22 protein-coding genes are annotated in these 24439 nt (G+C 67.2%); 11 read left to right on the forward strand and 11 right to left on the reverse strand.

Annotation, left to right across the window (positions count from 1 at the left end; all coding sequences use genetic code 11):
* Positions 1 to 331: 331 nt before the first annotated feature.
* On the reverse strand, positions 332 to 1015 hold the full coding sequence (locus K8O92_23485; protein ID UAK30826.1) for a hypothetical protein: 684 nt from the start codon (positions 1013 to 1015) through the stop codon (positions 332 to 334).
* Positions 1016 to 1689: 674 nt separating this feature from the next.
* On the opposite strand from K8O92_23485, the gene K8O92_23490 reads away from it, so the two are divergent.
* Positions 1690 to 2574 (forward strand): hypothetical protein, encoded by an 885-nt coding sequence (locus tag K8O92_23490; protein ID UAK30827.1) that lies wholly within the window; start codon positions 1690 to 1692, stop codon positions 2572 to 2574.
* A 406-nt stretch (positions 2575 to 2980) separates the two neighbouring features.
* Here the strand turns inward: K8O92_23490 and K8O92_23495 are convergent, their stop codons facing one another.
* Positions 2981 to 4336: a 2OG-Fe(II) oxygenase gene (locus K8O92_23495; GenBank protein ID UAK30828.1), complete on the reverse strand. Its 1356-nt coding sequence runs from the start codon at positions 4334 to 4336 to the stop codon at positions 2981 to 2983.
* 446 nt (positions 4337 to 4782) lie between these two features.
* On the opposite strand from K8O92_23495, the gene K8O92_23500 reads away from it, so the two are divergent.
* The 3 genes from K8O92_23500 (at position 4783) to K8O92_23510 (ending at position 6916) form a co-directional block, all read left to right on the forward strand.
* Positions 4783 to 5709 (forward strand): ATP-binding cassette domain-containing protein, encoded by a 927-nt coding sequence (locus K8O92_23500; GenBank protein ID UAK30829.1) that lies wholly within the window; start codon positions 4783 to 4785, stop codon positions 5707 to 5709.
* A complete protein-coding gene (locus K8O92_23505; GenBank protein ID UAK30830.1) occupies positions 5706 to 6515 on the forward strand; it encodes an ABC transporter permease in 810 nt (269 codons plus the stop codon). The genes K8O92_23500 and K8O92_23505 overlap by 4 nt, the downstream gene beginning before the upstream one ends.
* Before the next feature lie 62 nt (positions 6516 to 6577).
* A complete protein-coding gene (locus K8O92_23510) occupies positions 6578 to 6916 on the forward strand; it encodes a hypothetical protein (protein UAK30831.1) in 339 nt (112 codons plus the stop codon).
* Here the strand turns inward: K8O92_23510 and K8O92_23515 are convergent.
* Positions 6891 to 7070 (reverse strand): hypothetical protein, encoded by a 180-nt coding sequence (locus K8O92_23515; GenBank protein ID UAK30832.1) that lies wholly within the window; start codon positions 7068 to 7070, stop codon positions 6891 to 6893. The two genes, K8O92_23510 and K8O92_23515, sit on opposite strands and share 26 nt — an antisense overlap.
* Positions 7071 to 7274: 204 nt before the next feature.
* Positions 7275 to 7463 (reverse strand): hypothetical protein, encoded by a 189-nt coding sequence (locus tag K8O92_23520; protein UAK30833.1) that lies wholly within the window; start codon positions 7461 to 7463, stop codon positions 7275 to 7277.
* 465 nt (positions 7464 to 7928) lie between these two features.
* Here K8O92_23520 and K8O92_23525 point away from each other — a divergent pair, with 465 nt between their 5' ends.
* Positions 7929 to 8594, forward strand: a complete 666-nt coding sequence (locus tag K8O92_23525; protein ID UAK30834.1) for a sigma-70 family RNA polymerase sigma factor — start codon at positions 7929 to 7931, stop codon at positions 8592 to 8594.
* A 704-nt stretch (positions 8595 to 9298) separates the two neighbouring features.
* Positions 9299 to 10513, forward strand: coding sequence for an IS110 family transposase (locus K8O92_23530; protein UAK30835.1), 1215 nt, complete (start codon positions 9299 to 9301; stop codon positions 10511 to 10513).
* A gap of 747 nt (positions 10514 to 11260) precedes the next feature.
* Here K8O92_23530 and K8O92_23535 read toward each other — a convergent pair.
* Positions 11261 to 12577 carry an FAD-dependent monooxygenase gene (locus K8O92_23535; protein ID UAK30836.1) on the reverse strand — a complete coding sequence of 439 codons (1317 nt, stop codon included), beginning with the start codon at positions 12575 to 12577 and terminating at the stop codon, positions 11261 to 11263.
* Positions 12578 to 12611: 34 nt separating this feature from the next.
* Between K8O92_23535 and K8O92_23540 the strand changes: the two genes are divergently transcribed.
* Complete coding sequence (locus K8O92_23540; GenBank protein ID UAK30837.1) at positions 12612 to 13298, forward strand: TetR/AcrR family transcriptional regulator; 687 nt, start codon at positions 12612 to 12614, stop codon at positions 13296 to 13298.
* 784 nt (positions 13299 to 14082) lie between these two features.
* Here the strand turns inward: K8O92_23540 and K8O92_23545 are convergent.
* The 3 genes from K8O92_23545 to K8O92_23555 form a co-directional block, all read right to left on the reverse strand.
* Complete coding sequence (locus tag K8O92_23545; GenBank protein UAK30838.1) at positions 14083 to 14739, reverse strand: response regulator transcription factor; 657 nt, start codon at positions 14737 to 14739, stop codon at positions 14083 to 14085.
* 192 nt (positions 14740 to 14931) lie between these two features.
* Complete coding sequence (locus tag K8O92_23550) at positions 14932 to 15588, reverse strand: DUF2267 domain-containing protein (protein ID UAK30839.1); 657 nt, start codon at positions 15586 to 15588, stop codon at positions 14932 to 14934.
* Positions 15589 to 15780: 192 nt separating this feature from the next.
* Positions 15781 to 16323 (reverse strand): CGNR zinc finger domain-containing protein, encoded by a 543-nt coding sequence (locus K8O92_23555; GenBank protein UAK30840.1) that lies wholly within the window; start codon positions 16321 to 16323, stop codon positions 15781 to 15783.
* A gap of 55 nt (positions 16324 to 16378) precedes the next feature.
* Here K8O92_23555 and K8O92_23560 point away from each other — a divergent pair, with 55 nt between their 5' ends.
* Positions 16379 to 17557, forward strand: a complete 1179-nt coding sequence (locus K8O92_23560; GenBank protein ID UAK30841.1) for an MFS transporter — start codon at positions 16379 to 16381, stop codon at positions 17555 to 17557.
* A 226-nt stretch (positions 17558 to 17783) separates the two neighbouring features.
* Complete coding sequence (locus K8O92_23565) at positions 17784 to 18452, forward strand: phosphate transport system regulatory protein PhoU (GenBank protein UAK35904.1); 669 nt, start codon at positions 17784 to 17786, stop codon at positions 18450 to 18452.
* Between the two features lie 140 nt (positions 18453 to 18592).
* Here K8O92_23565 and katG read toward each other — a convergent pair whose 3' ends face one another.
* From katG to K8O92_23580, 3 genes are all read right to left on the reverse strand, one after another.
* Entirely contained in the window at positions 18593 to 20824 is a 2232-nt protein-coding gene (katG, locus tag K8O92_23570) for a catalase/peroxidase HPI (GenBank protein ID UAK30842.1), read from the reverse strand.
* Positions 20825 to 20859: 35 nt separating this feature from the next.
* The gene (locus K8O92_23575) at positions 20860 to 21303 is read right to left on the reverse strand and encodes a transcriptional repressor (protein ID UAK30843.1); all 444 of its coding nucleotides are present in this window, start codon (positions 21301 to 21303) and stop codon (positions 20860 to 20862) included.
* A 410-nt stretch (positions 21304 to 21713) separates the two neighbouring features.
* On the reverse strand, positions 21714 to 22283 hold the full coding sequence (locus K8O92_23580) for a DinB family protein (GenBank protein UAK30844.1): 570 nt from the start codon (positions 22281 to 22283) through the stop codon (positions 21714 to 21716).
* Positions 22284 to 22345: 62 nt separating this feature from the next.
* Here K8O92_23580 and K8O92_23585 point away from each other — a divergent pair, with 62 nt between their 5' ends.
* Both K8O92_23585 and K8O92_23590 read left to right on the forward strand, forming a co-directional pair.
* Positions 22346 to 23344, forward strand: a complete 999-nt coding sequence (locus K8O92_23585) for a YafY family transcriptional regulator (protein UAK30845.1) — start codon at positions 22346 to 22348, stop codon at positions 23342 to 23344.
* Between the two features lie 405 nt (positions 23345 to 23749).
* Positions 23750 to 24238: a hypothetical protein gene (locus tag K8O92_23590; GenBank protein ID UAK30846.1), complete on the forward strand. Its 489-nt coding sequence runs from the start codon at positions 23750 to 23752 to the stop codon at positions 24236 to 24238.
* The last annotated feature ends 201 nt before the right edge of the window (positions 24239 to 24439 follow it).

Below are 24439 nucleotides of genomic sequence, written 5' to 3' on the forward strand. Positions count from 1 at the left end.
CGCGTTGGGCTACCTCATGGTTCGGGGTCGCCGAGGCTTTGCCGTCGGCTGGGGGACAGGGGATGTGGTTCGGTGTCAGGCAGCAGCGGGTGCGGCTCGCCGGTCAACGTGACCAGTGCCTCGACTACATCGCCGATGGTGGGCAACACGCTCGTCGGCATCGTCCCTGCCGGGGTCGCCGTTCTGTTCGATGCGAGAAGCGCTTATCAATTTCGCTTCACAAACAGCGCGCTGTCTCGAGACTGGTGAACGGGAACCGTTCACCATCGCCCGATCCGGTGTCGACCGAATACGCCGGAAAGGGTCCGCGGGAGGACGGCGATTTCGTCGGCTATCGCCGGAGTTTGTCCATCGCGCGCCTGGCCTGCTGTTCGGTGGTCCGCTGGATGTCATCGATATCGGCGGTGGTTGTGGGCGCGACACCATGGGAGTGGCTGAATTCGAACCTCATGGACACTTCGATATAGAGGTTGTCGTCGAGGACACCTATCTGATAATCGACCCGGGTATTCTCCCCGAATTCGATGACATCGCGCTCGAAGTATGCTTTTTGCCCGAGATCAGGCACGCCACCCCTCGACCTGTACTCCATGTGAGGCTCCCATGAGGGGTTCGCCTGGCTCTCATAGATGGTGCCGGCACGGCGGTGTGATGGCCATACGGAGGTGGAGACGGAGATCGTTGCGTCTATGGCCGTTCCCTCTATCTCCGGAGCCTGTGCATACCGACCGCGCATAACGCTCGATGCAGTGCAGTCGTGGTAGCGATCGCCGACAACAGGGTTGTAGTCTCCCTCTCGCGTGGTCGACTCGGTGCCGGTCCATCTTCGTAGCACCGAGCCGTCGATGAGGCCGCAGGGATCCGTCGCGTTTTCCGCGGCGTAGGTCGTCTTCGTCCAGGGCAGCTTGCCGGAGGACACCGAGTCGAACGCGATGACGGCGACCGCGACGACGACCATTCCCGCAATCAGCAGTGAGATCCACAGTATCCGGCGCGATACGCGTGGCTTGCCCATCCGTGGCGTGACACCTCGCCACGGCTGTGCGCTGTCAGGGTGTTCGGTGGGCGACATCAGGATCCATTCGTCCGCTGTGTTTCTGCCACGTCATGATCTCCGGTCGAGCTAGCGAAGTCCTTAAGGCTCGGTTGTCACCAGTGAGTGACATCGGATCCACGTCTCTGCCCCTGGAACGCAGTTCCTGGCGTACGCGGGCATGCCGCAGTCCTGCCGAGACGGCGCCGACCATAAGCAGCTGTCGCTGGAGCGGTACGTCGCGGACGGCTTCGGCATCGACCTGCCCCGCCCGAGGATGCGGCCAATCCATGGCGACGCAGTGGATCCACGGCAGCCCAGAAGTGCGTTCGAGCCGGAGACCGTCGAGGACGAGGACAGCCGCCGGCGGAGAACGAACGGATGGATCCCGCACGCGGGCCACGGAGCCTGTGGGCAACCCAGTGCTGAGCAGGGGCGTCCGCAGGCTGAAGACAGCGGGACCGGCGCTGCTATCCGTAGCGACTTCGCAGTGCGCCCGGACAGGCTCTGTAGTTTCCGCCCATGGCGCCGAACCGGTCGGCGAGGTGAGCGTCACCGCGCGGCAGGCACGGTCGGTCCTCGCCTGGCTACAGCAGCCCGATGGAGCTGACGTCAGAGACAGAGATGCCCGACAGGCGTGGCTCTAGGCTGGATGGGTGGAGTTCACAACGGATTTCGAGCGCGGTGGGTGGCTGCTGGCGCGCGTCGGCGAACACGGGGTCGGCGGCATCGCGGGTACCGGCTTCGAGGCTTATGCGCGGATCCTGCATCCGGTCGAGGCGACCCGCCGCGACGTCACGGTGACCGACGAGTGGGGCAATCCGGCGATCGTGGAGGAGGCGATGTGGCCGTGGGCCGAGGTCGCCGCGCGCAACGGCAGAGTGATGCATCCGCTGGTGCAGTGGCGCAACCTCACCGATGATGAGGACGAGGCGGCGATGTCGTTCGACGACGGCTGGGAAGTCGGCCAGACCGTCGAGGGATGGTTCGACCCGAGCCTGCTGGCCGCGCTCACTGTCCACCTTCGCGCAGCCACCGAGACACCGGAAGAGGTGACGGCTGGAGTTTGGAATGGATTCGGCGAGTTGCACACATCCTCGGGCGCGGTGTTCGTCGCCTCCACCGACGGCGATCCGCGCAACCTCGAGCGCGAGCGAGCTCGAATCGACGCCGAGCTGGCTGCCTCTGTCTCGCCGCAAGTCGGACGGGCGGTCGAGGCGGGGCCTTTCCTGCAGTGGCCGGGACGCGACTTCATGCTGTTCGACACCAGTCTCTCCGAACTCGCCGACCCCAGGTGGGTGCATGCGGCGGGCCTGGGATGGACGACCGACTTCCCCGGAGTGACGCCGCAGCTGCTCTGGCCCGCCGACCACGCATGGGTCGTGGCCAGCGAGATCGACTTCGACTCCACGATCGTCGCCGGCTCACGTGCTCTGATCGACGCGGTTGTGGCCGACGATCGTTTCGAGGCCTTCGAGATCACCGAGAATTCGGATCTGAGCTGGGACGGCGACACCATCAACCCCGCGCCGAAGGACTGAGATGTCGGCGAGGCCTCGACCAGGGCGTGCAACCGAGGTCCACGACGACCTCACGAACAAGGCGGCAGTACTCATGGACTCGGCGGCCGCACGCCTCGAGACGGCTCACTGGTCCGCACGAGGAGCAGTGATCGGACGGCGACCGATGATTGCGCCCACGCCGACACCCGCGGTCCACTCGCCGAGCACACGACCTCCACGCGACCAGCCGGGGCCGGAGCGTGCCGGTGAGCCGGAATATGTTGTCGGCATGTGGATCCTGCATACCTCGGACGACATATCGGGTTCCAGATGCGCGGCATGCCCCTGCTGGCTGCCCAACAGCAACCCGCCGACTCGTCAGCCCGTGGGCTGACAGGTCGTTCCGCGTCGAAGGTTGACGTGGAGGATTGCATGCCGGGCCGTTCTACTGACGGGGCCGGATGATGATCGCCGCGCGCCTATACCAGAAATTGGCGGTGTTTCCTTCATTGCCCATGTAACCCTCGATTTCCGACGCGAACGGCTCCAGCATCGACTTCGATCCGCCCGCACACAACTCCTCATCCCGGACCTCCCGCACAGCGGGCACACCGGCCGCCCCTGACCGGTCGATCAGCCACGTCAATGTGATGGTCGACCAGCGCAACTCACCGAGATCTTCCGATCCCGGGACCAAAGGAAGGCTGGAGCGCACCGGAAGGCTCGCGGGGTCATCGGGCACAGGCTCCACCATTTCCCCGTCTTCATCGAACTCCACGTCAGCACTTTCGACGCATTTCCACCCGTCCTCGACGCGCTCCCAACGTTGGCGATAGATCATCATCCACGAGGTGTAGTCCTCCTCGTAGGAGTCCTCGACCTCCGCGAGCGCCAGCGACGTGTCGTATCCCGCGATGTCGGCCGCCGCGAGCATCAGCCCAGCACGTGAAGCATCGCCTCCCTTGAGCTGATCCCATCCGAATCCGTGCTGGGAATACTGATGATCCAACAGGTAGACGAGTTGACGAGGTGGGCGTTTCGCCGGCTCGCCGTGCGTACGCCACGTCGGCAATTCGATCGGTGTGGTGAAATGCGCCCGTAACTGCTCGGCCAGTAACGCGACCGACGGATGCATAGCGAAAGCGGCGGCGTCCGGGCCGGTACGCCCCTTCGCCACCAGGTTGTAGGTCAGCGTGATCCGGAAACCGTCGGTGACCGGCAGCACCTCATGCTCGCAGTCGCCATAGAACGCGACGAAGGACAGCTCCTCCGGCGACCCCTGGTCGGTGACCTTCGTCCCCTGTTGCTCGATCACCAGCTCCCCGCCGGTGAACGCCGAAGGCAGAGTCACCACCAACGTGCCGATCATGCCGTCGGCCTTCTCCGAATCCTGATGACGCCGAAAGAATTGTCCCGGCTCATACACCAGCATCGAATGCAGCTCCGCCGACAACTCGCAGTCCGGCGCCAGACCTAGCTCCGACCGCAGTATGTCCAGCATGGGCAGCAACGTCTGGCGCCACTGCCGCTCGTCGACCGTTACCCGGTCCGGCGGAATCTCCCAGGTGTCGCGCACGTGCGCGTCCAGTAGGGTCTGCTCGCGCAATCCATACCGCGCCGGCCGCGCGACCTCGCACAGTCGCCGCGCCTGAGCCGGCGTCACCGGCAACCGGATCGGCCCCACCCCATCTACCTCGATCACCAGGTTCTCCGCCGACCCCGTCCGACGCGCAGCAAATGAGCCCGCCGACGACGCCGAACCCATGAGCTCGCCGATCACCCGTAAAGCCTTGTCTGTCATGCACTTCTCCCATGTTCGACAACGTTCGCGGGCATACTCTCAGGGCCCACCGACGATCCAGCCCCGATGCCGCACCTTCGGAACATCGGGGAGGTGAGTCGGCCGGGTGTCGGGCTGGTCTACACCGTAGGCAGGTAAGCCACTACCGCACTACAACGGCCCGGTTACTGGGTTTCAGCACACCGCCCATTTGCACGGCCCCTAAGCCAGATGACATCTGGTCTACCCTGCTGGCCGCTGTTCGGATCGCCGCCTGCGTCCAGAGATACCAGTGCTCACCTGACCGGCCGGCTCTCACCGGCGGTCGTTGCGTCCATCTCGCGGTTGGTTCGTCTGAGGAAGCGGACTCGCATCCGCCCGGGTGTGAGAGCACTTCTTTCGAGAGGAACCTTTTCGATGACCATTCACCTGTTCAACGACCTCGCTGACCGCGTCGGGGGTGTGCGATGACCGCCCCGGCCGTCGTGGTCGAGGATCTGCACGTCGCCTACGGCAAAACCTGGGCGCTCGACGGTGTCGACCTGGAAGTCGCTGCTGGGACGACGCTCGGGGTGCTCGGCCACAACGGTGCCGGCAAGACCACCCTGATCCGCGCCCTCACCACTCTGGTGCGGCCCACCGTCGGCCGCGTGCAGATCGCCGGTCTGGACGTGATCGCCGACGCCACCGAGGTTCGCCGACGCATCGGGGTGACCGGTCAATACGCCGGACTCGACGCATTCCTCACCGCCCGGGAGAACCTGGAGCTGATCGGCTGCCTGAACGGGTTGCGCCGCACCGCCCGCCCACGAGCCGACGCGCTGATCGACCGGCTCGGGCTGGGTGAGTACTCGGCCCGGCGGGTCGGGGAACTCTCCGGTGGCTCCCGCCGCCGCGTCGATCTGGCCGCAAGCCTCGTCGCCGACCCGTCGGTACTGTTCCTCGATGAGCCGACCACCGGTCTGGACCCCCTGGCCCGTGCCGGACTATGGGACGTCGTCGAGGAGCTCACCACCGCGGGCACCACTGTCGTGCTCACTACCCAATACCTCGAGGAAGCCGACCGGCTGGCCGATCACATCGTGGTCCTGTCCCGTGGCCGGGTCGCCGCCCGAGGCACCCCTGCCCAGTTGAAACGGATCGTCGGCGGCAAGGTGCTGCACGCCACCGTCCCGACCCACCGGATCGCGGATCTGCCGTTCACCCCGGACGTCGACCGGGTCGACGGCACCCGGGTGCGGGTGTCGGTCACCGTCGATGACGCCCCCACCGCGACCGCGCTGGTTGCCGACCTGCACCGCGACGGTATCGAGGTCACCGACCTGGATGTGACTTCCCCGAGCCTCGATGACGTCTTCACTCACCTCGCCCACACCACAGGAGCCCACCGATGACCACCACCACGACCGCGATCGGGCGTTCCCCGCTCATCGACCAACTCGCCGCACTGACTGTCCGGAACCTGCGCACCAGCGCCCGTGTCCCGCAGCTGCTGATGTTCTCGCTGACCATGCCGATGGCGATGCTCGTGCTGTTCAGCCAAGTGTTCCGCAGCGTCGCCGCCGGGCCCGGCTTCCCGGCCGAGGTCAGCTACATCGACTTTCTCGCCCCGGCCATGCTCGCGGTCTCCACGGTGATGGCCGGCACCAACGCCGGAGTCTCCGCCGCGATCGATCACACCAACGGCATGCACGACCGCTTCGCGGCGCTGCCGATGCGAGCGACGCTGCCCGGGATGGCGCGCACCATCAACGAGGCCGTGTTCACCCTCGCGAGAGCCGCGCTGCTCGGGATCGCCGCCGTATTGCTGGGTTTCGACTTCCACGGCAACGGCGTCGATGCCGCGGGCGCGGTCGCGGTTCTGGTGGTGCTGGCGGGAGCGATGAGCGCCCTGTTCGGTCTGATCGGGGACCGGCTACGCCGCCCGGACGTGGTCCAGTTCGCCGGAATGATGGTGATGATGCCGCTGATGTTCGTCTCGAGCGCGTTCGCGCCTATCCAGACCATGCCTGGCTGGATGCAGGCCATCGCGACGGTGAATCCGGTCGCACACGCCACCGACGCTCTGCGCGGGCACGTGCTCGGCACCGCCACCGTCGCCGACACAGCCACCGCCCTGGTCGCGGCGACGGGACTGTGGGCCGCGGTCACCATCATCCCCGTTCTGACGCGTCTGCTTCGGCCGGCGAGCGCTCGCTGAAGACCACTCCCATGGCCCTACCTCGCGAAAGGGGTAGGGCTGGTTGTTTCAGCGGATTTCGGATGTCGTTCATGCTGGAACTCGGCGACGACGAGGCGAGGCGAGAGGGGAAGTCCGCTCGGCGAATTCCGACCTCACGCGTTCCGGTACCACTGGTGGCGCCAGACCTTGACCGCGGAGGCGAGCAGCAGCGCGATCAGAATCGGGATGAGCGCGGCGCTGGGGACGACGCCGAGCAACAGCCCACCGATGATGGTCCCGTGATCGACCCGGCGGCCATGACGAGGACGAATCCGATGTCGGCGCGCAGGATCTGGAAGCGCTGGTCCCGGCTGGAGCGGGCGAACGCGACCAGCATTGTTGGCAGCGAGACCATCAGCGATAAGCTCCGGCGACTTTGATGTCGACTCCGAACAGCAGCACGATCGTCGGGATCAGCAGCTCCCCGCCGGCTACACCCATCAACGCGGCCACGATCCCGATGCAGACACCGGCCAGTGCCGCGCCGCCAACCCGCGCCGCCGTCGGCAGTGCGAGAGTGCCGACCTGGCCCAAGTGACTGATTGCCAGGGCTGCGGCGATGGGTGCGCGAATGAAGCGTTGTCGCCCAGTCGGCGCCGAGCCAGGCCCCGGCGAGGCTGTCGATCAGCAGGTTGGCCGCAATCGTCCAGTGCTGGCTGAGCTCGTCGTAGAGTGAGGCGGTCAGCCGAGCCGGGAGCGCGGTGAGTACGACGATCAAGCTCGTCGCCTTGCTCAGGATCACCGCGTGCAGGCCGCGAATCCGAACAGCCCGACCAGCAGCGGCAGCCGGAACTCCGCGCCACCGATCCCGATCAAACCGCCCAGGACGCCGATCACCGCACCCGAGCCGAACACCAGCAGCAGCGCATCGCGCCGCGCTGCGGCCGATGACGTCGATGCTGCCGGGTCCTCAACCGCCTCGCTCACACGGTGAGACGTTAACGCCCCGCACTGGGGCCTCCCGGTCATGGCTGCGGGGATCTCAGACGCGACGTCGGGATGCAACGATCAGCGGCGTCGAGATCCACCTACCGTACGGGCACAGGTGGGCTGCTGTTTCAGCGGATACGCCCGCTACAGGCGTCGATGGCGCTCATGCGGTGGCGTCGAGCAGATGCAGTTCCTCGGCCACGATCAGATCGACCTCTTCGTCGGTCAGATCCGACAGCAGATGTGTCGTCAGCATCGCTCTCACCTCCTCCCCGCGCTGACGGGGTCTGTCGAACCAGAGATCCGATATCGACTTCGACACCCATACAGACGTGACACTCCGGATCGGGACGCACGGATGCGTCCGATCCCGGTCAGCGCCGTCGGTATCTGTGCTGAGGAATCAAGGCTCGCCACCACGACGGCAGGCGAGGATGCTGGAGAGGGAGAGGAACCCCGATCATGAGCCAGCCAACGGCCACCACCGCGACCACACCACAGCCGCATCCTGGCGATCTCGACCAGCTGTGGCGCCGCTTTTCCGGCGACCTGCGGGCCTTCATCGCCCGCCGTGTCTCACGCCCGGAAGACGCCGATGACATCTTGTCGATCGTGTTCCTGCGGATGGCCAGAAGCTTGGACGATCTGCGCGAGCAGGGCCGGCTGCTCGGCTGGATGTATGCCATCACCCGCAACGCGATCACCGACTACTACCGTTCCGCGGCCCATCGCCGCGAGTTACCCGTCGACGCCGTCCCGGACAACCCCTCCGCGCACGGGGATGAACTCGAGAGCGACGCGGCGGCGGAGAAAGAACTCGCCTCGTGTCTGGTGCCGATGCTTGCCGGGCTGCCCGCCGAGCAGGCCGCGGCGGTGAAGATGGTCGACCTCGACGCGCGCACGCATGCCGCGGCTGCCGGTGAGGCGGGTATCTCGGTCTCCGGGATGAAATCTCGCGTGCAACGCGGACGCGCCGCCCTGCAGGCGCGATTGCGTGCCTGCTGTCAGATCAGCCAGGACCGCACCGGCCACGTGCACGACTACCAGCCCCGCGACGGAGCATGTGGCGGCGCGGCCAGCAGCGACGGGGGCTGCGGCTGTGGTGCCACACCACCCTCCGCCCCGTAGACCGGCACACCGGTTCAGCAACGCCCCGCCGGTCAGCCGCTGGATCACCACGATCGGACAAAGGCGCGGTGCGAGCCATACGAGGCGCGCACCGCACCGTGCCGGATGAGGGGCTACTGGCAGCCGCAGCCGCTGCCTGCCGTGGCCGCCGGAGCGCAGCACCTCGCCTTGTCACTGGCATCGCAGCACGTGGTCTGCCGTTCGGGGCTGCAACACGCCGGTGCCGCAGACTGCCGTGATGCGTCCATGCGTTCTGCCGCCGAGGACTGGAATTCATTCGGGTGGGTCATGGTGACTCCTGGCTTCGTGGGGATGGGTACCAGGACAGACGGAGGAGAACAGGAAAGGACGCACCGGAAGTCGCCGTGGATGCTCCTGTACCCAGCCGAACGGGATCGCCGCATCATCCGTACCGCCATCGCCCCTGCTCACCGACCTCGCCGACGACGCCCGTGAACTCGGTGATCTCGCTCAGGCATGGCTGGATCCCTAAGTTGATAGGGGTCCGGAGCCGGTCTTCGGATGCCTGGGCCGGTGGGGTGTGGCTGATGTGCTGGATGTTGTCGTTGTGGCTTCTTGCGACTTGCCGCCCTGCCGCCCTGGACTCTCCGGCCGCTGATTGAGAGCTGTTGCGGATCGTCGCTGTTTAGGGACCTGCCGGCGGGGTGTCCATGGGCGTGGATTGCGACGACGGGAGTGGATGAGTGGCCGAGCGCCCGGAGATCTGGGTCGGGATCGATGTCGGCAAGCGATCGCATCATGCGTGTGCGGTCGACGCCGCTGGTGAGGTGGTGTTCAGTCAGAGATTCGGCAACGACCAACGCGCGATCGAACAGTTGGTTGCCCGTTCGGGCAGCGCCGCACGAAGCGTGCGGTGGGCGGTCGACTTGACCGGCCCGTTGTCATTGATGCTGCTCACCGTGTTGCTGAACGCTGGTCAGGCAGTTGTTTATGTGCCGGGTAGCGTCGTGAACGCCATGAGTCGCGGGTTCCGCGGCGAGGGAAAGACCGATGCCAGGGATGCACGGGTGATCGCCGAGACCGCCCGCATGCGTAGGGATTTGGCCGAGGTCGCGATGCCCGAAGAGCTTGTGGCCGGGCTGACCCAGCTGACGCGATATCGGGCAGATCTGATGTCGGACTGGGTCGCAGGGGTCAACCGTCTGCGTGCGGTGTTGGGATCGATCTTTCCGGTGCTTGAGGCTGCGTTCGACTATTCCAACCGCGGCCCGCTGATTCTGGTGTCGGCGTTGTGCACCCCGTCCGAGATCATGGCCGCCGGAATTGACGGTGTCACAACTCATTTGAGTCAGAATGGCGTGCGGCCCTCGAGGGTTTCCAAGCTGGCTTCGACTGCCGTGGCCGTCGCGAACGTGCAGGATATCGCAGTGCCGGGCGAGGCAGACGCGGCCGTGCTGGTCAAGCGCATCGCCGGTAAGCTGCTCGATCTGGATCGGGAGATCAAGGACACCGACAAGCTGATCGCGAAGCGGTTTCGCGCTCACCCGTGGGCGCGGATCATCGAGTCCCTGCCCGGAATGGGTGCCGGCCTCGGTGCCGATTTCCTCGTCGAAACCGGCGGCAGCCTGGCAACATTCGGCTCCGCCGGGCGTTTGGCCAGTTATGCCGGTCTGGTCCCGGTACCGCGTGACTCCGGTCGCGTCAGCGGGAATCTGCGGCGCCCGACGCGTTACAACCGCCGCATGCGCCGCGTGTTCTACCTCGCAGCGTTATCAAGCCTGCGCGTGGAAAACGGCCCGTCACGGCAGTTCTACGACCGAAAGCGCGCCGAACGACGGATCCACCCCCAAGCACTGATGGCGCTGGCCCGCCGCCTGGTCGACGTGCTGTGGGCATTGCTACGCGACGGACGAGAATTCGTGCTCGATTCACCGAATCCCGTCGCTGCTGCGGCTTGACAAGATCATTGAGAGTCGCTGGGTCGCAGGCACCCCCGATCGTGCCGTGCGTATCGCAGGGTTCATCGCCTGGACTCGGACACACAAGCTCACCACGGGGCTGCGCGTCCACCAGCAGACCTCACCGTTACCGTTGATCACGATCGACGCCGATAGCCATCGCCAAGCACTGCAATCACTGTTCGACCCGAACTCCGTTGTGCCACTGGATGTCCGGGCTGCCGGAGCGCTGGTACTGCTCTACGGCTTGCCAGTGACGCGAATCCACCGCCGGAGCACCGAGGACATCCTCGACATCGGCGCCGATTCCTTTTCTCGACCTCGACCGGCATCCGGTGCTGCTGCCACCACCGCTGGCGCAGATGCTGCGCACGCCGGCTCGCAGACCTCGACGCGCCGGGCCCGCTGCACCGCGGCAGTTCTTGTTCCCCGGTACCCGCACCGTCGACGCGCCGATCGCGGCTGGCACGCTCACGACCAGGCTCAACGCCCATGGAATCAGCGTGCGCGCGCATCGCAACAGTGCGCTGATCGAACTGGCCAGCGAGCTCCCAGGGCCGCTTCTGCCGCACACCGCCAACTTCCACATCTCCACCGCGGTGCGCTGGAGATCGCTCGCAGCCCGCGACTGGACCCACTATCTCGCAGCGCACGAACGTCACCCGACCGGTTGCGACCGATCCCAACGAGCTATCGGTACGAACGGCTCACGAACCCGTCGGGGCGGACCAGCACCGTCCCGTACGGTCAGCCATCCACGAGGTGCACCGGAACGTCGGCCTCTACGTCGGGATCGGCCGTGAGCACGCACCACTGCGATCCGACGAGATCCAGCGTGGACACCCCGTCGGCCACCCACATGTGCGGCAGGCGGGACCCCGGCGATCCGTCGAGGTCGAGGGCGACGTCCTCGGTGGAGGGGAGCTCCGCGCCGCCGTACCGGTATCCCATGTGCACCACCGGCGCGTTGATCACCCCCGCTGCCTTGCGCGCCTGCGCCATGTCCTTTCCCCAGTGCAGGGACGGATCGTCGAACCGCAGGCGCGCCTGCTCCATCGTCATGAGCGCCACCGGATGGCGTTCCGCGTGATAAGTCTCCAGCAGCTCGGGTCCGGCTTCACCGCGCAGCACGTGCGCGAGCTTCCACGCCAGATTGTGCGCGTCGGCGACGCCGGCGTTCAACCCGAACGCGCCCAGTGGGGGGATCGCGTGCGCCGCGTCGCCCACCAGGAAGACCCGCCCGACGGAGAGCCGATCGGCCACCTGGCCGCGTCCCCGGAACCGCAGCACACTGCGGATCTCCACCTCGATCGACGGGTCGCCGAGCGCGGTGCGGATGAGGTCGGGAGTCGGCTCCGTGTCGAGACGGGTGAGGAACACCCACTCGCGTTCGCCGTCGACGGTCACCAGCAGGCCGGTCGCGTCGGGATGCTCGATATCGCACATCGCGAACGACTTGCGCGGACGCAGATCAGCGCCGAACAGAACACTCGTCGTCTCCTCACCGATCACACCGGGACCGGTGAGGCCGACGCCGAGGACCTGCCGAACCCGGCTGCGCACTCCGTCGGCCGCCACCAGATATCCCGCCCGCACGGTACGCCCATCGGACAGAGTCGCCGTGACGCCGCCGGAGTCCTGCTCGAACGAGTCGAGCGCCACGCCGAACTCCACGTCGCCGGCCTTGGTGATCAGCACGCGATCGAGCCGGTTCTGTGGGCAGGTGCCGCGGATCCGGGCCGGCGTGTAGGTGAGTTCGTCCGCGGTTTTCGTCTTCCACTCCGCGCTTTCGGTGAAGTCGGCCTCGGCGAGTGTGCGCCCTCTGATCTTTCCCGCCCGCAAGTCGACCGCGGCCCCGTCGACCGCTTGCTCCAGGCCGACCTCGCGCAGGATCTCCACCGTCCGCGACCCGATGCCGGTGGCCCTGGGGTGAGGCGACAGCTCCGGCTTCTCCTCGACGACGAGGGGCTTGACACCGTGGTGGCGCAACAGCACCGCGAGCATCAGCCCAACGGATCCGCCGCCGGCGATCAGAACATCAGTGGATACAGCGTTCCCGTTCATGGGCACACTGTATCCACTCCAGTAGACTCTGTCCATGTCGCTTATCTGGGAGCGTGAGCCGTACCGGCCGAAAAGGCAGGCCCTGACTGTGGAACGCATCGTGGACGCGTCCGTCGCCATCGCCGATGCCGAGGGGCTCGACGCGCTGTCGATGCGCCGCGTCGCCGCCGAGTTGTCGACCGGCACAACCTCGCTCTACCGCTACGTGGACAGCCGCGACGACCTGCTCGACCTCATGGCCGATGCGGTACAGGGCGACCATGTGCCGCTGACGGGAGACTGGCGCGCCGACCTCGAGGCGTACGCCCACCACGAGCGCGAGCTGTGGCTGCGGCACACCTGGCTCGCACCGCTGCTGGCCACCCGGCCATCGCTCGGCCCCAACTGGCTGCGCGGTCTGGAACACGCCCTCACCGCAGCCGCGCCGCTGACCGCCGACATCGCCGACGCGGCCTCGGCCGTCGGGCTGATCAGGGATTACGTTCGCGGGGCGGTCATGCGCGAACTCGCCGAGAAAGAGACCCAGCGGCGCACCGGTCAGACCGAGGAGCAGTGGCGCGCCGCCGTCGCCCCCTACATGCGCAAGGTCATCGAGAGCGGCGCATATCCCCGGGTTTCGCGCATGACCGAAGCCGCTGACCTGAGCCCTGCCGAACAGTTCTCGTACGGGTTGCGCCGCATCCTCACCGGGATCGCGGACTCTCAGCAGACGGCAAAGTGATCAGGAACACGCCTCGGGGCACCTGCTGCACGGTTGGTTGTTGTTCAGGTGATTACTGCAGTTTCCGGCCACTGGAGCCTGCATCGCCAGCAGCCGCACCGCGGCGTGCGCGTACTCCTGGCTGAAGGTGGCGGTATCGGCGCGGACGTCGATGGCGTGTTCGGCGAACCGGCCTCGCCGGTGTTGCAGGCGGGGCCGGTGGCGCTGCCGCCGGCAGGGGGAAATCGTGTGCTTGGTTCGGCGGCAGCGCGCGTATCCGAGGCGGGCGCCGGCCACCGGAGGTGACCGAAACAGTCGCACCCACCCGGGTATTCGAAATCGGCGCAGCACCTGTTACACCCGACTTGCCGAAAGACATGTGTGCACCGAGGTTTCAGGCACACGCAAGGCAGAACGTTCATCTGCGCGGTCTCGGGCACTTCTCCTCGCCTGGGCTTCGTATGAGGACGGCCACCCTCCAGCAGCGCTGCGCGGCAAGCAAAGCCATGGGCACGACCTCCGACGCACCCGTCATCCAGACGACACCACGGTGATGGCAGGCCCGCTCAATCCACAACGAACCCTTCAGAGGGCGGGCCTTCATCGACATCAGGTGGTGCGTCGGTGCCGGTATGTCGATGCGGCCCCGCAGCACCGAGACCCGTGCGGATCTACACCAGCATGCATCGGTGGGGGTGCGGACACAGGGCGCCGACGCGGGGCTGATGTTGTGGTCGGCTACGAGGTCCCCGCTGCCGGGGAGTCGCTCAGGTGAGGCGGCGACTTCTCGAGCGCTAGCCGACAATCACAGATCGACGGTGGATCCGGACGGCCGCGACCGGAGTTTCGAGGCGTAGACGGCTGCCTGGGTTCGCCGTTCCAGGCCTAGTTTGGCGAGCAGGCGGGATACGTAGTTCTTCACCGTTTTCTCCGCGAGGAACATGCGCTGAGCGATTTGCCGGTTGGTCAATCCTTCACCGAGGAGGTCGAGAAGTTTGCGTTCTTGATCGGTGAGTCCGGCCAGGGGGCCGTCGTGGTGGGTATTGGCTCGCAGCCGCTGCATCAGGGCGGCGGCGGCGCGGTTGTCGAGCAGTGAGCGGCCCGCGCCGACTTCTTTGATGGCTTTGGCGAGTTCCATGCCCTTGATGTCCTTGACGACATAGCCGCTGGCTCCGGCGAGGATGGCGTCCAGCATGGCCTGTTCGTCGGTGAACGACGTGAGGATGAGGCAGCGCAGATCGTCGAGTTTCGACAGCAGGTCGCGGCACAGTTCGATGCCGTTGCCGTCGGGTAGGCGCACGTCGAGGACGGCGACGTCCGGTCGGAGCGCGGGGATGCGGGCGAGAGCCTGGGCGACGTCGCCGGCTTCGCCGATGACGGACAGCTCCGGGTCGTCGGAGAGCAGGTCGGCGAGGCCGCGGCGGACTATTTCATGGTCGTCGACCAGAAACACCGTGATCATGGTGGTGTCCAATCCGGGGGAGGAGTTGCGTGGTCGACACTACGCGTCGGCACGCTCGGTACCGACCGAAGTCCTCTTCCCGGCGAACCGGCATCAGAACATGGCCGCTGCTCGGGCGGCCGCGTGAATTGTCGCGGAGTGTGTCAGCCTGCCGGACCGACGCTCCACGCCGGGCGTACGGACACGATCGGGTCAGCGCGCCGGTGCATCGGCGCTGGTGAGTCCTTCGGCGATCAGGATCCGGTGAGCTTGCTGGGCGGCGGATGCCTGAGCGGGGTCTTGGGGTTCGCTACCGGAGATTTCTTCGAGGCTGCGGGCCAGAACGGCGACCGCGTCGGTGAGTGCCCGTAGCCGGTTGTCCAATGCGTCGAGACGAGACGGTTCCGGACGCGTGGCTGGGGTGGCCTCCGGCAAGGCTCCGGTGCGGTCGGTTCCGCGCAGTACGGCCCGCAGATCTTCCGGCAACAACGCGAACACGTGATCGAGTTGCCCAGGAGAGAAAAGGTCGGCCAGCGCGTCGGTCACCGCGCCGGCCAGTGCGTAGGCCTCCTCGCGGGAGACGCCTGCTTCCTGGGCGAACTGACCGAGGAATGACGGCACGTCGTGCGGCACCGGGACACGGGCGGGAACCCAGCCCTCGTAGAAGATCCCGCGGAGGAGTTCGGGTAGTTGGGCGCTCAGGTGCGCGGCCGCGTTCACGCCGATGCGGTCACGTACGGTGTGCAGCCAGGCGCGTAGCGCGCGGTGTGCGAATGCCCGGTCGTCGGTGGCGAGTCCTTCGGTGACAGTGCGCAGCCACTCGTGCGCGGTGTGTATCGCTGGTGCGAGGGGGTCGCGATGGTAGCTCATGGGGGTCCCTTTCCCGGGTGAATCACGGTTGACCGTGCCTGCGGCAGCCGCAGGCCTCGGCCGATACTGCGAGACTCCTCGCCTCGGCCGGAAGGGGTCAGAGGACTCGTGCCCGCACTGACGGGACCATGGTCACCCCTGACGCTTTCCCGTCCCGATAACGGCCGGGTAAGGGGCAGCGGGAACCGGTGATCAGTCGCCGCGCTGACGTTTTCGATACGCGCGCACTTTCGAGATGCTGCCGCAGGCGCGCCCGTCGGGCGTTTCGGCATACATAGAGCACCAGGTGCGGCTGCGGTTGCGGCTGTGGTCGTAGAAGACGTTGCGGCAGTCGGGGCACGATTTCAGCCGGGCCCACTGATGCTCCGCGAGTGCGGCGGCGACCATCGCCATGATGGTCGCCGCCGCGCCGTGGTCGCAGGGGCGGTAGCGCAAGGGTTGCGCTACGTCCTCGACGGTCACGTTCACCGGGTGCCGTTCGAACCATTCGCGCAGGCCGGCCGGGGACGGCTGACCGAGTGCCGCGCGGAGGTCGGTGCGCAGCGCGAGCAACTCGTCCAGATCGTGCGTGCGCGGGAGCGGAATGTCCGGCAGGGCGATGCGCCAGTCCGCGGCCCGCGTGATCAGCGTAGGGAGATCGTCTGCGGGCGTTCGGGTCTCGTGCGGTAGCCGCCAGGTATTCAGGAATGTCCGGACCTGCTCGAGGCGACCGGGAGCGTTGCTCGTCCCCGACATGTTTACCAGTGTAACTGTTGACCGGTAAAGGTCGAAATGCTTACCGTCTAAGACTATGACTGGTAACAAATCGGCTGTGCTCACTCGGCGGGCGGGCTCCGCGCCGCTGCGGCATGCCAGGGCCGCGGTGGCGGTCTTGTTCGCCCTCGGAGGGTTCGTCTTCGCGGGATGGGCGGTGCGCATTCCCGCTGTAGCGCACCGCCTGCACGCCGCACCAGGCGAACTCGGTTTGGCTCTTCTGACCATGTCGGTCACAGCGGTGGCGACGATGTCGGCCGGTGGGGTGATCTGTCGACGCTGGGGCGCCGCCCGGGTGGCGGCCGTGGCGGCGACGATGCTGTCGGCGACGGTGGTACTGCCGCCACTGGCGACGTCCGTGCCGCTCCTCGCTCTGGCGTTGGCCGTCTTCGGCGTGGCCTTCGGAGCGCTCGACGTCGCCGTCAACACGGTAGCTGTCGACCTGGTCGCCGCGCTGGAACGCCCGCTGATGCCTGCGCTGCACGCGGCCAACAGTCTGGGCAGCCTGGCCGGGGCCGCGGTCGGTGCGGTGCTCGCCGCACACCTCTCGCCTGCCGGGCACCTGCTGTCGGTGGCCCCGCTGGGCGTCGTGCTGGCCTCGGCGGCCGGGTGGGTATTGAGCGCTGACCCCGTTCCCCGCGCGCCGTCGTCGCCATCCGGCTCGGCAGCGGGGGATCGCCCGGCCTGGATCGTCGCGATGTTCGGTGTAGTCGGGTTATGTGCGGCCTTCGCCCAAGGCGGCCTGGACAATTGGGTGCCGCTGCATCTGCGCGCGGATCTGGGGGTGACCGAGGGGCTGGCGGCGGCGGGGTACGGGCTCGTTCAGGGCGCCATGACAGTTGGCCGGTTGGCGGGGGGCGCGCTGATCGCCGCGGCCGGGCCAGGGTGTGTCCTGCTGACCGGCGGTCTGGCAGCGTGTTTCGGGACGACTGTCGCCGCGCTCACGTCCTGGCCGTGGCTCGCGCTCGCGGGTCTCGGCATCGCCGGGCTGGGGCTTGCCAACCTCTTTCCGCTCGCGGTCGCGGCGGCGGGGGCTCGCGGCGGCTCGAATGGCGTTGCGGTCGCGACCACCCTCGGCTACGGCGGGATCCTGCTGGCGCCGCCGGCGATCGGCTTCGCCGCCGAGGTCGCCGATTTGCCGCGAGCGCTGCTACTCGTCCCGGTGCTCGTCGCAGGCGCTACCGCGGTCGGATACGCGCTCCGCTGCCATACATAGACTTTGCGATCCACACCGAACCGAACCTCACGGTCAGTCCGCCGGACGGGCGCCCCGGATCGACGTATCCGTTCGCGACATCCCGCCCAGGCTGGGCGGCATGACACACCTCCTCGTGGAAAAGAAGGCGGCGAGCGTGACACCGACTGCCCGGTGGACATCACCCCGCCCGTCACGGCTTACCGAAAAGTGGGTTACCAGGGCAGAACTGCGCGATGATGGAGGGGTGCGCACCCGCTACCACGATCACCTCGAGCAGTTGGCCGACCAACTGCGGGTGATGTGCGTGCGCAACCGCGAGGCCATCGCGATGGCCACCGACGCGCTCCTCGGCGCCGATCTGGAGCTGGCCGAACGGACGATCGACTACTGCGCCGAAACCGTCGCGATGCGTGAGGACACCGAGCACGCCGCGGTCACGCTGCTGGCGCTCGAAGCCCCTGTCGCGGGAGAACTGCGGCAGGTGGTGACCGCGCTGCAGCTGATCGATGACCTGACCCGGATGAGCACGCTGACCGAACACATCGCCCGCGCCGCCAGACGCCGCCATCCGGGCGGCGCGGTCCCCGCAGCGGTGCGAAACCTGATGACGCATATGGGTGAGACGGCCGTCGACCTCGCGGATGCCGCGGTCGGCGTGCTGACCACGGCCGATCCCGTCGATGCCGCGGACCTCGATGCCCGCGACGACACCATGGACGAGCTGCACCGAGACCTGTTCGCAGCGGTTCTCGCCGAGGGATGGGACAACGGCACCACCGCCGCGGTCGATGTCACCCTGCTCGGCCGCTACTACGAGCGCTTCGCAGACCATGCGGTCGAGGTCGGCCGCCGCACCCTTTACATGACCACCGGCCACCGCCCCGACGACACGGCCGCGAAGTCCCCCGTCTAGGACTGCTACGCAGGCCCGCCCGGCGAGGGCTGTTCTCCCGGGGCGTGCTCAGCGTCGCTCCGGCCTGTCGGCACAAGCAGCCAGGCCGGCCCCGAAGGGCCGGCCTGGAGTTCACCTATAGCTCAGGCAAGGTCGAAAGCTCAGGCAAGGTCGAACCGGTCGTTGTCGACCACCTTCACCCACGCGGCGACGAAGTCGTTCACGAACTTCGCCCCGGCGTCGGCCTGCGCGTACACCTCGGCCACGGCACGCAACACCGAGTGCGACCCGAAGACGAGGTCGTTGGCGGTGGCGGTCCACTTGGCTTCGCCGGAGGACCGGTCGAAACCCTCGTAGACGTTCTCCGCCGACTCGGACGCCTTCCACTCCGTGTTCTGGTCGAGGAGGTTGACGAAGAAGTCGTTCGTCAACACACCCGGCCGGTCGGTGAACACACCGTGCGTGGTGCCGCCGTAGTTGGCGCCCAAGGCGCGCAAGCCGCCGATGAGCACCGTCAACTCCGGAGCGGTCACGTCCAGCATGTACGCGCGGTCGAGCAGCAGGCGCTCCAGCGGAGCTTTCTCGCCGGGCCGCACATAGTTGCGGAACCCGTCGGCCCGCGGCTCGAGCACCGCGAACGACTCGACATCGGTGTTCTCCTGGGTCGCGTCCGTCCGGCCGGGCGCGAACGGCACCGTGATGTCCTGCCCGGCGTCCTTGGCGGCCTTCTCGACCGCCGCGGATCCGGCCAGGATGATGAGGTCGGCGAGGGAGACCTTCTTGCCGCCGGAAGCCGAGCTGTTGAAGTCCTGCTGGATCTGCTCGAGCACCGGCAGCACCTTGGCCAGCTCGTCGGGCTCGTTGACCGCCCAGTTCTTCTGCGGCTCCAGCCGGATCCGAGCACCGTTGGCGCCACCGCGCTTGTCGGTGCTGCGGAAGCTGGCCGCCGACGCCCAGGCCGTCTTGACCAGCTGCGCGACCGACAGGCCGGACTCGAGGACCCTGCTCTTCAGGGCCGCGATGTCCTGTTCGTCGATCAGCTCGTGATCGACGGCGGGAACGGGATCCTGCCACAGCTGCGGCTCGGGAACCCACGGGCCGAGGTAGCGGCTGATCGGGCCCATGTCGCGGTGCAGCAGCTTGTACCACGCCTTGGCGAACGCCTCGGCCAGCTCCTCGGGGTGATCCAGCCAGCGACGGGTGATCTCCCCGTAGATCGGATCTTCCCGCAGCGCCAGGTCGGTGGTCAGCATGGTCGGAGTACGCGCGGGCCCGCCGAACGGATCCGGGATGGCGCCCTCGCCTGCGCCGTCCTTCGGCTTCCACTGCCATGCTCCGGCGGGGCTCTTGGTCAGCTCCCACTCGTAGCCGTACAGGTTCTGCAGGAAGCCGTTGCCCCACTTGGTCGGGGTGGACGTCCAGACGACCTCCAGGCCGCTGGTGATGGCGTCTTTACCCTTGCCCGTGCCGTAGGCGCTCTTCCACCCCAAGCCCTGCTGCTCGATCGGGGCGGCTTCCGGTTCGGCGCCGACCAGGCTCGCGTCCCCGGCGCCGTGGGTCTTGCCGAAGCTGTGACCGCCGATGATCAGCGCGGCGGTCTCCTCGTCGTTCATCGCCATGCGGCCGAACGTCTCGCGGATGTCCCGCGCGGCGGCCACCGGATCCGGCTGACCGTTGGGCCCTTCCGGATTCACATAGATCAAGCCCATCTGCACGGCGCCGAGTGGACCCGTCAGTTCACGGTCACCGCTGTAGCGCTCGTCGCCGAGCCAGGTGTCCTCCGGACCCCAGAAGACCTCTTCCGGTTCCCAGATGTCGGGGCGGCCGAAGCCGAAGCCGAAGGTCTTGAAGCCCATCGACTCCAGGGCCACGTTGCCGGCGAACACCAGCAGGTCGGCCCACGAGATCTTGTTGCCGTACTTCTGCTTGACCGGCCACAGCAGTCGGCGCGCCTTGTCCAGGTTGGCGTTGTCCGGCCAGCTGTTGAGCGGTGCGAAGCGCTGGGCGCCCTGCCCGCCGCCGCCGCGACCGTCGGCAATGCGGTAGGTGCCCGCCGCGTGCCAGCTCAGCCGGATGAACAGACCGCCGTAGTGGCCGTAGTCCGCAGGCCACCAGTCCTGTGAATTGGTCAGAACAGCCGTGACGTCGGCCTTGAGGGCGTCGACATCGAGTTTCTCGAACTCTTCGGGGTAGTCGAAGTCCTCACCCAGCGGGTTGGACTTGGACGAATGGGCGTGCAGCACCGAGACATCGATCTGCTCCGGCCACCAGTCCTTGTTGCTGCGGGGGCGATGATCCGTCTTCGCAGTGGGGGACGGGATCGCCGGGTTCTCGCTCTCGCTCGCGCTGCGAGTTTCGGTGTCAGGATTGGGCGGGCGGCTATCGGATGACACAGCATTCCTTCCTGAATGAGTGATGTGGGCTGCGATCACGAAGGTGATCGGGAAGCCTGTGTTTCCACACAAGCGGGACACAGGCCCCAGTAGATGACCTCGGCCTCGTCGATCGAGAACCCGCTGTCATCGGATGCGGTCAAACACGGGGCATCGCCGATGGCGCAGTCGACATCGGCGATCACCCCGCACGCCCTGCAGACGACGTGGTGGTGATTGTCGCCGACTCGCGACTCGTAACGTGCGACCGACCCGGACGGCTGAATACGCCGAACCAGGCCGGTCGCGGTGAGCGCGTTCAACGAGTCGTACACCGTCTGATGGGACACCTCTGGCAGATCGGATCGAACAGCGCGGATGATCGACTCCGTGTCGGCGTGCGGGTGGTCGTGCACCGCGCTCAGCACCGCGACCCGGGGACGGGTCACACGCAGCGAGACCCCCCGCAGCATCTGCTGGAACTCCGAGGCCGTTGGCATGCACGGAAGTCTCGTCCCTTTTCTGGAACGAGTCAAGAGTCTGTTTCCGGAGCCGTCTGGGCACCCCCAGGGGCCTCGGCGTGCTGGGCTCGACGCCGCGGCCCTGGCTCGTGTCGTGCGGTGTCGCGCTGAACCATCACCTCATGGCAGGGGCAATGCCGCGGAGAGCATTTCGATCCCTATTGTCGAGTGACCGTTTCGATTTGCGGCTGATCATATGGAAGCTGCATCCGATGCAATTTGCCATCCTTCGCCGAGAATAGCGCCGCGCGGTCACGATCGTTCACCGACCGCGCGCGCCGCAATACGGTATCGAAGTCCCTTCGATCTGTTCCCACTTCATCGGCCCGGATGCGGGTGCGGTGCCGTACGCCGAAGAGTTCGGCCCCGCACCACCGTGTGTTTTCCTCCTAGGAATGCCGAGTGTGCAGGTAGAGGTCGCGCAGCAGGCAGACCTCGGACAGGTGGTGGATCAGCTCACGGTGGATGTGCAACACCAGATCGGCCATGGGCAGTTCGGGGAAGGGCTCTGTCGCGCCGATCGGGACCCGCAGCCCGGGCTCGCCGAGCCCGCGCACCCCGGCCAGCCACGCCTCGAGCTGCGTCTCGAGCTGATCGAGCGCGGTGGCCGCGTCGCCCGCGTATTCCCACGTCTCATACGATGCAGCAGGCCCGCCGAAGTGAGCCGCGTTGCGCGCTGCGAGCACCCCGACGATGACGTGACCCAGGCGCCAGGCGATCGTGGTGAAGGGCGGGGGGACGGGTTCGGGAAAGGCGAAGTCGATCGTGAAATCACCGGCGCCGGCCTGCATGGGCGCCGTCGAGTTGCCGCGCGGTCGCACGCTCCAGGCGTCCGGCACCGGCGACCAGAAGTACTCGTCGTCGGTGAGGCCGTCGAGGCGGCCTCGCAGCTGATGGTTCCAGTGGAATTCCCATTGCTCGCGCAGCCTGCGATTCCAGTCGAATTCATCTGCATCCATACGACCACCCTGACACCTCTGGCGGACAGTATCGGTCCGCTATTTCTGGCAAGCTGAGCGACATGCGCGTGGCAAGCGGTGACGAGCGCGGCACCACCGAGCGTGTCCTCACGTTGCTCGGGCTGCTGCAGCAACGCCAGGTGTGGACCGGCCCCGAGCTCGCCGACCGGCTCGGCGTCACCACCCGCACGGTACGGCGCGATGTCGAGCGGCTGCGCGCGCTCGGTTATCCGGTGCATGCCGACCAGGGCGTCGGCGGCGGTTATCGGCTTGCCGCGGGACAGGACTTGCCCCCGCTGCTTTTCGACGACGAGGAGGCGATCGTCACCGCGGTTTCGCTACTGGCCGGTGCGGGAGGCGCTGTGGTCGGCGCGGGCGACGCCGCACTCCGGGCGCTGGCCAAGCTCGATCGCGTGCTGCCCGCGCGGTTGCGGCACGAAGTGCGCGCGCTCTCCGGCTCGGTGGAGTCTTTCGGGGGTGGTCGCACGCCGGTCGACTCCGCGGCACTGATGGCGCTGGCCAGAGCCTGCCGTGACGAGGTCGAGGTCGGTTTCGACTACCCGTCGGGTAGCGGGGTGCGACGGCGGCGGGCCGAACCCTACCGCCTGGTCGCTTCTGATCGACGCTGGTACCTACTCGCCTACGACATCGATCGCGATGACTGGCGCAGCTTCCGTGTCGATCGGATGGTCGATGTGTCCGCCCGGACCTGGCGTTTCCGCCCGCGCGCGGCACCCGACGCGGCGACGTACGTGCAGGAGGGTGTGGCGAGCCGGGTCTACCCGCACCAGGCGCGCTTCCTCGTGTACGCCTCGGCCGACACGGTACGTGCGCAGATTCCGGCCGCGGCCGCCGTCGTACGGCGGAGCGGCGCTGATCGCTGCGAGGTGCTCAGTGGCGCGGACAGACTCGACACGGTACTCATGCACGTGCTTCTGCTGGGGCACGACTTCGAAGTGCTCGACCCTCCGGAACTCGGGAAGCGGTGTCGCGTGCTGGCAGAGAGACTGCTGTCGGCCGGCGCGGCGATCGCATCGATGCCGGAGGCGGAAAAGTCATGAGCGCGGCCACGCCCTCGCCCGCAGCTCCGCGTGAGCGGAATGCCGGTTCTGTTAATCGCTTTCCAGAGGCGCCGGACGCAGCGGCGCAATCACCCGATCGACGGCACGGCGGGGAAATGGTCTGCTGTTCGATCGGTTGCTCGATGCCCATCCGGATGTCGAATCCGAACCGACTACGGCTCATGAGAATCCAGCTCGGTCTCGGCCATCCAGTCCGTGGGGCGAACACCCGTTCCGCGATGCCATGACCGGCCCCGCCCGGTTTGCGAGGAGCGAAATCCCGGGCAGGCCTTCGTTCCTCACGTAAGCGCAGGCAGCCCGGCCGGGCATCGAGTCGAGCGGGTCGCGGGCCAACTTCGAGCAAACCCTCGTCTGGGGCGGTGCGAAGACTTAGAGTTATCGGCTATGGGAGGTAGGCATCGAAAAGACCGAGAGCGCGGTCGCCTGGACTCCGGGTCTGTTGCCCAGGTCACGGCCGCGGCGGAGTGTGATCCGGAAAGCGCGACGGCGCGTAGTGGATTCGCTGCGCGGGCGCTGGCTGCGCAGCCGGAGGTTCCGGGATGGATCGTATGGCTGTACGAGCACGCCGGCGAGCAGCTGGCCCGGTTGGAGTACCAGATGCACTATCCGCTCGACTACGGCGGTCCGGACGCCTACACGAGCGAGGAGTGGCTGATCACCCAGCGCGCCTATCTCGCCGAGCGCTCCGCTCGCGCGGCCGAGCGCGCCCGCCGCTTTCACCGCGACCGTCCCGGTGTCGTCTACGCGCACGGCCCGGAGTTGCCCGACGACGAGGAGTTCTATGACGCCTTCGAGTCGGGCCGGGAATGGACCGGTCACTGGTATTCCCGTGACCCGGTCGAAGCGTGGGGACTGTCCGGGGTGCCTGCTTGACCGCACGCGAGACCGATTCGTCTCGCGTGACCCACAAGCCCCCTTTGGGGCCCCGGGGGGTGGAGGGTGCCCACCCCCCGGGTGGGTGGGGCGCCCTCAGGGGGTGGGCACCCGTCACCCAGCTCGGACGGTAGCGGGTTTTCGGCTCCACCATGACGTGATCGACGCCAGAACAACGCCGGGGACCGCCGAACTCGCGCA

This window comes from Nocardia asteroides (assembly GCA_019930625.1).
GTDB lineage: Bacteria > Actinomycetota > Actinomycetes > Mycobacteriales > Mycobacteriaceae > Nocardia > Nocardia sputi.

What these genes read in the sequence shown, in the direction of transcription:
- K8O92_23560 (UAK30841.1), top strand. Translation starts at nt 16,379, where the DNA reads ATGACTGGTAACAAATCGGCTGTGCTCACTCGGCGGGCGGGCTCCGCG.
- K8O92_23585 (UAK30845.1), top strand. Translation starts at nt 22,346, where the DNA reads ATGCGCGTGGCAAGCGGTGACGAGCGCGGCACCACCGAGCGTGTCCTC.
- K8O92_23575 (UAK30843.1), bottom strand. Translation starts at nt 21,303, where the DNA reads ATGCCAACGGCCTCGGAGTTCCAGCAGATGCTGCGGGGGGTCTCGCTG.
- K8O92_23495 (UAK30828.1), bottom strand. Translation starts at nt 4,336, where the DNA reads ATGACAGACAAGGCTTTACGGGTGATCGGCGAGCTCATGGGTTCGGCG.
- K8O92_23550 (UAK30839.1), bottom strand. Translation starts at nt 15,588, where the DNA reads ATGAGCTACCATCGCGACCCCCTCGCACCAGCGATACACACCGCGCAC.
- K8O92_23525 (UAK30834.1), top strand. Translation starts at nt 7,929, where the DNA reads ATGAGCCAGCCAACGGCCACCACCGCGACCACACCACAGCCGCATCCT.
- K8O92_23555 (UAK30840.1), bottom strand. Translation starts at nt 16,323, where the DNA reads ATGTCGGGGACGAGCAACGCTCCCGGTCGCCTCGAGCAGGTCCGGACA.
- K8O92_23580 (UAK30844.1), bottom strand. Translation starts at nt 22,283, where the DNA reads ATGGATGCAGATGAATTCGACTGGAATCGCAGGCTGCGCGAGCAATGG.
- K8O92_23540 (UAK30837.1), top strand. Translation starts at nt 12,612, where the DNA reads ATGTCGCTTATCTGGGAGCGTGAGCCGTACCGGCCGAAAAGGCAGGCC.
- K8O92_23535 (UAK30836.1), bottom strand. Translation starts at nt 12,577, where the DNA reads ATGAACGGGAACGCTGTATCCACTGATGTTCTGATCGCCGGCGGCGGA.
- K8O92_23545 (UAK30838.1), bottom strand. Translation starts at nt 14,739, where the DNA reads ATGATCACGGTGTTTCTGGTCGACGACCATGAAATAGTCCGCCGCGGC.
- K8O92_23510 (UAK30831.1), top strand. Translation starts at nt 6,578, where the DNA reads ATGTCGTTCATGCTGGAACTCGGCGACGACGAGGCGAGGCGAGAGGGG.
- K8O92_23505 (UAK30830.1), top strand. Translation starts at nt 5,706, where the DNA reads ATGACCACCACCACGACCGCGATCGGGCGTTCCCCGCTCATCGACCAA.
- K8O92_23500 (UAK30829.1), top strand. Translation starts at nt 4,783, where the DNA reads ATGACCGCCCCGGCCGTCGTGGTCGAGGATCTGCACGTCGCCTACGGC.
- K8O92_23485 (UAK30826.1), bottom strand. Translation starts at nt 1,015, where the DNA reads ATGGGCAAGCCACGCGTATCGCGCCGGATACTGTGGATCTCACTGCTG.
- K8O92_23590 (UAK30846.1), top strand. Translation starts at nt 23,750, where the DNA reads ATGGGAGGTAGGCATCGAAAAGACCGAGAGCGCGGTCGCCTGGACTCC.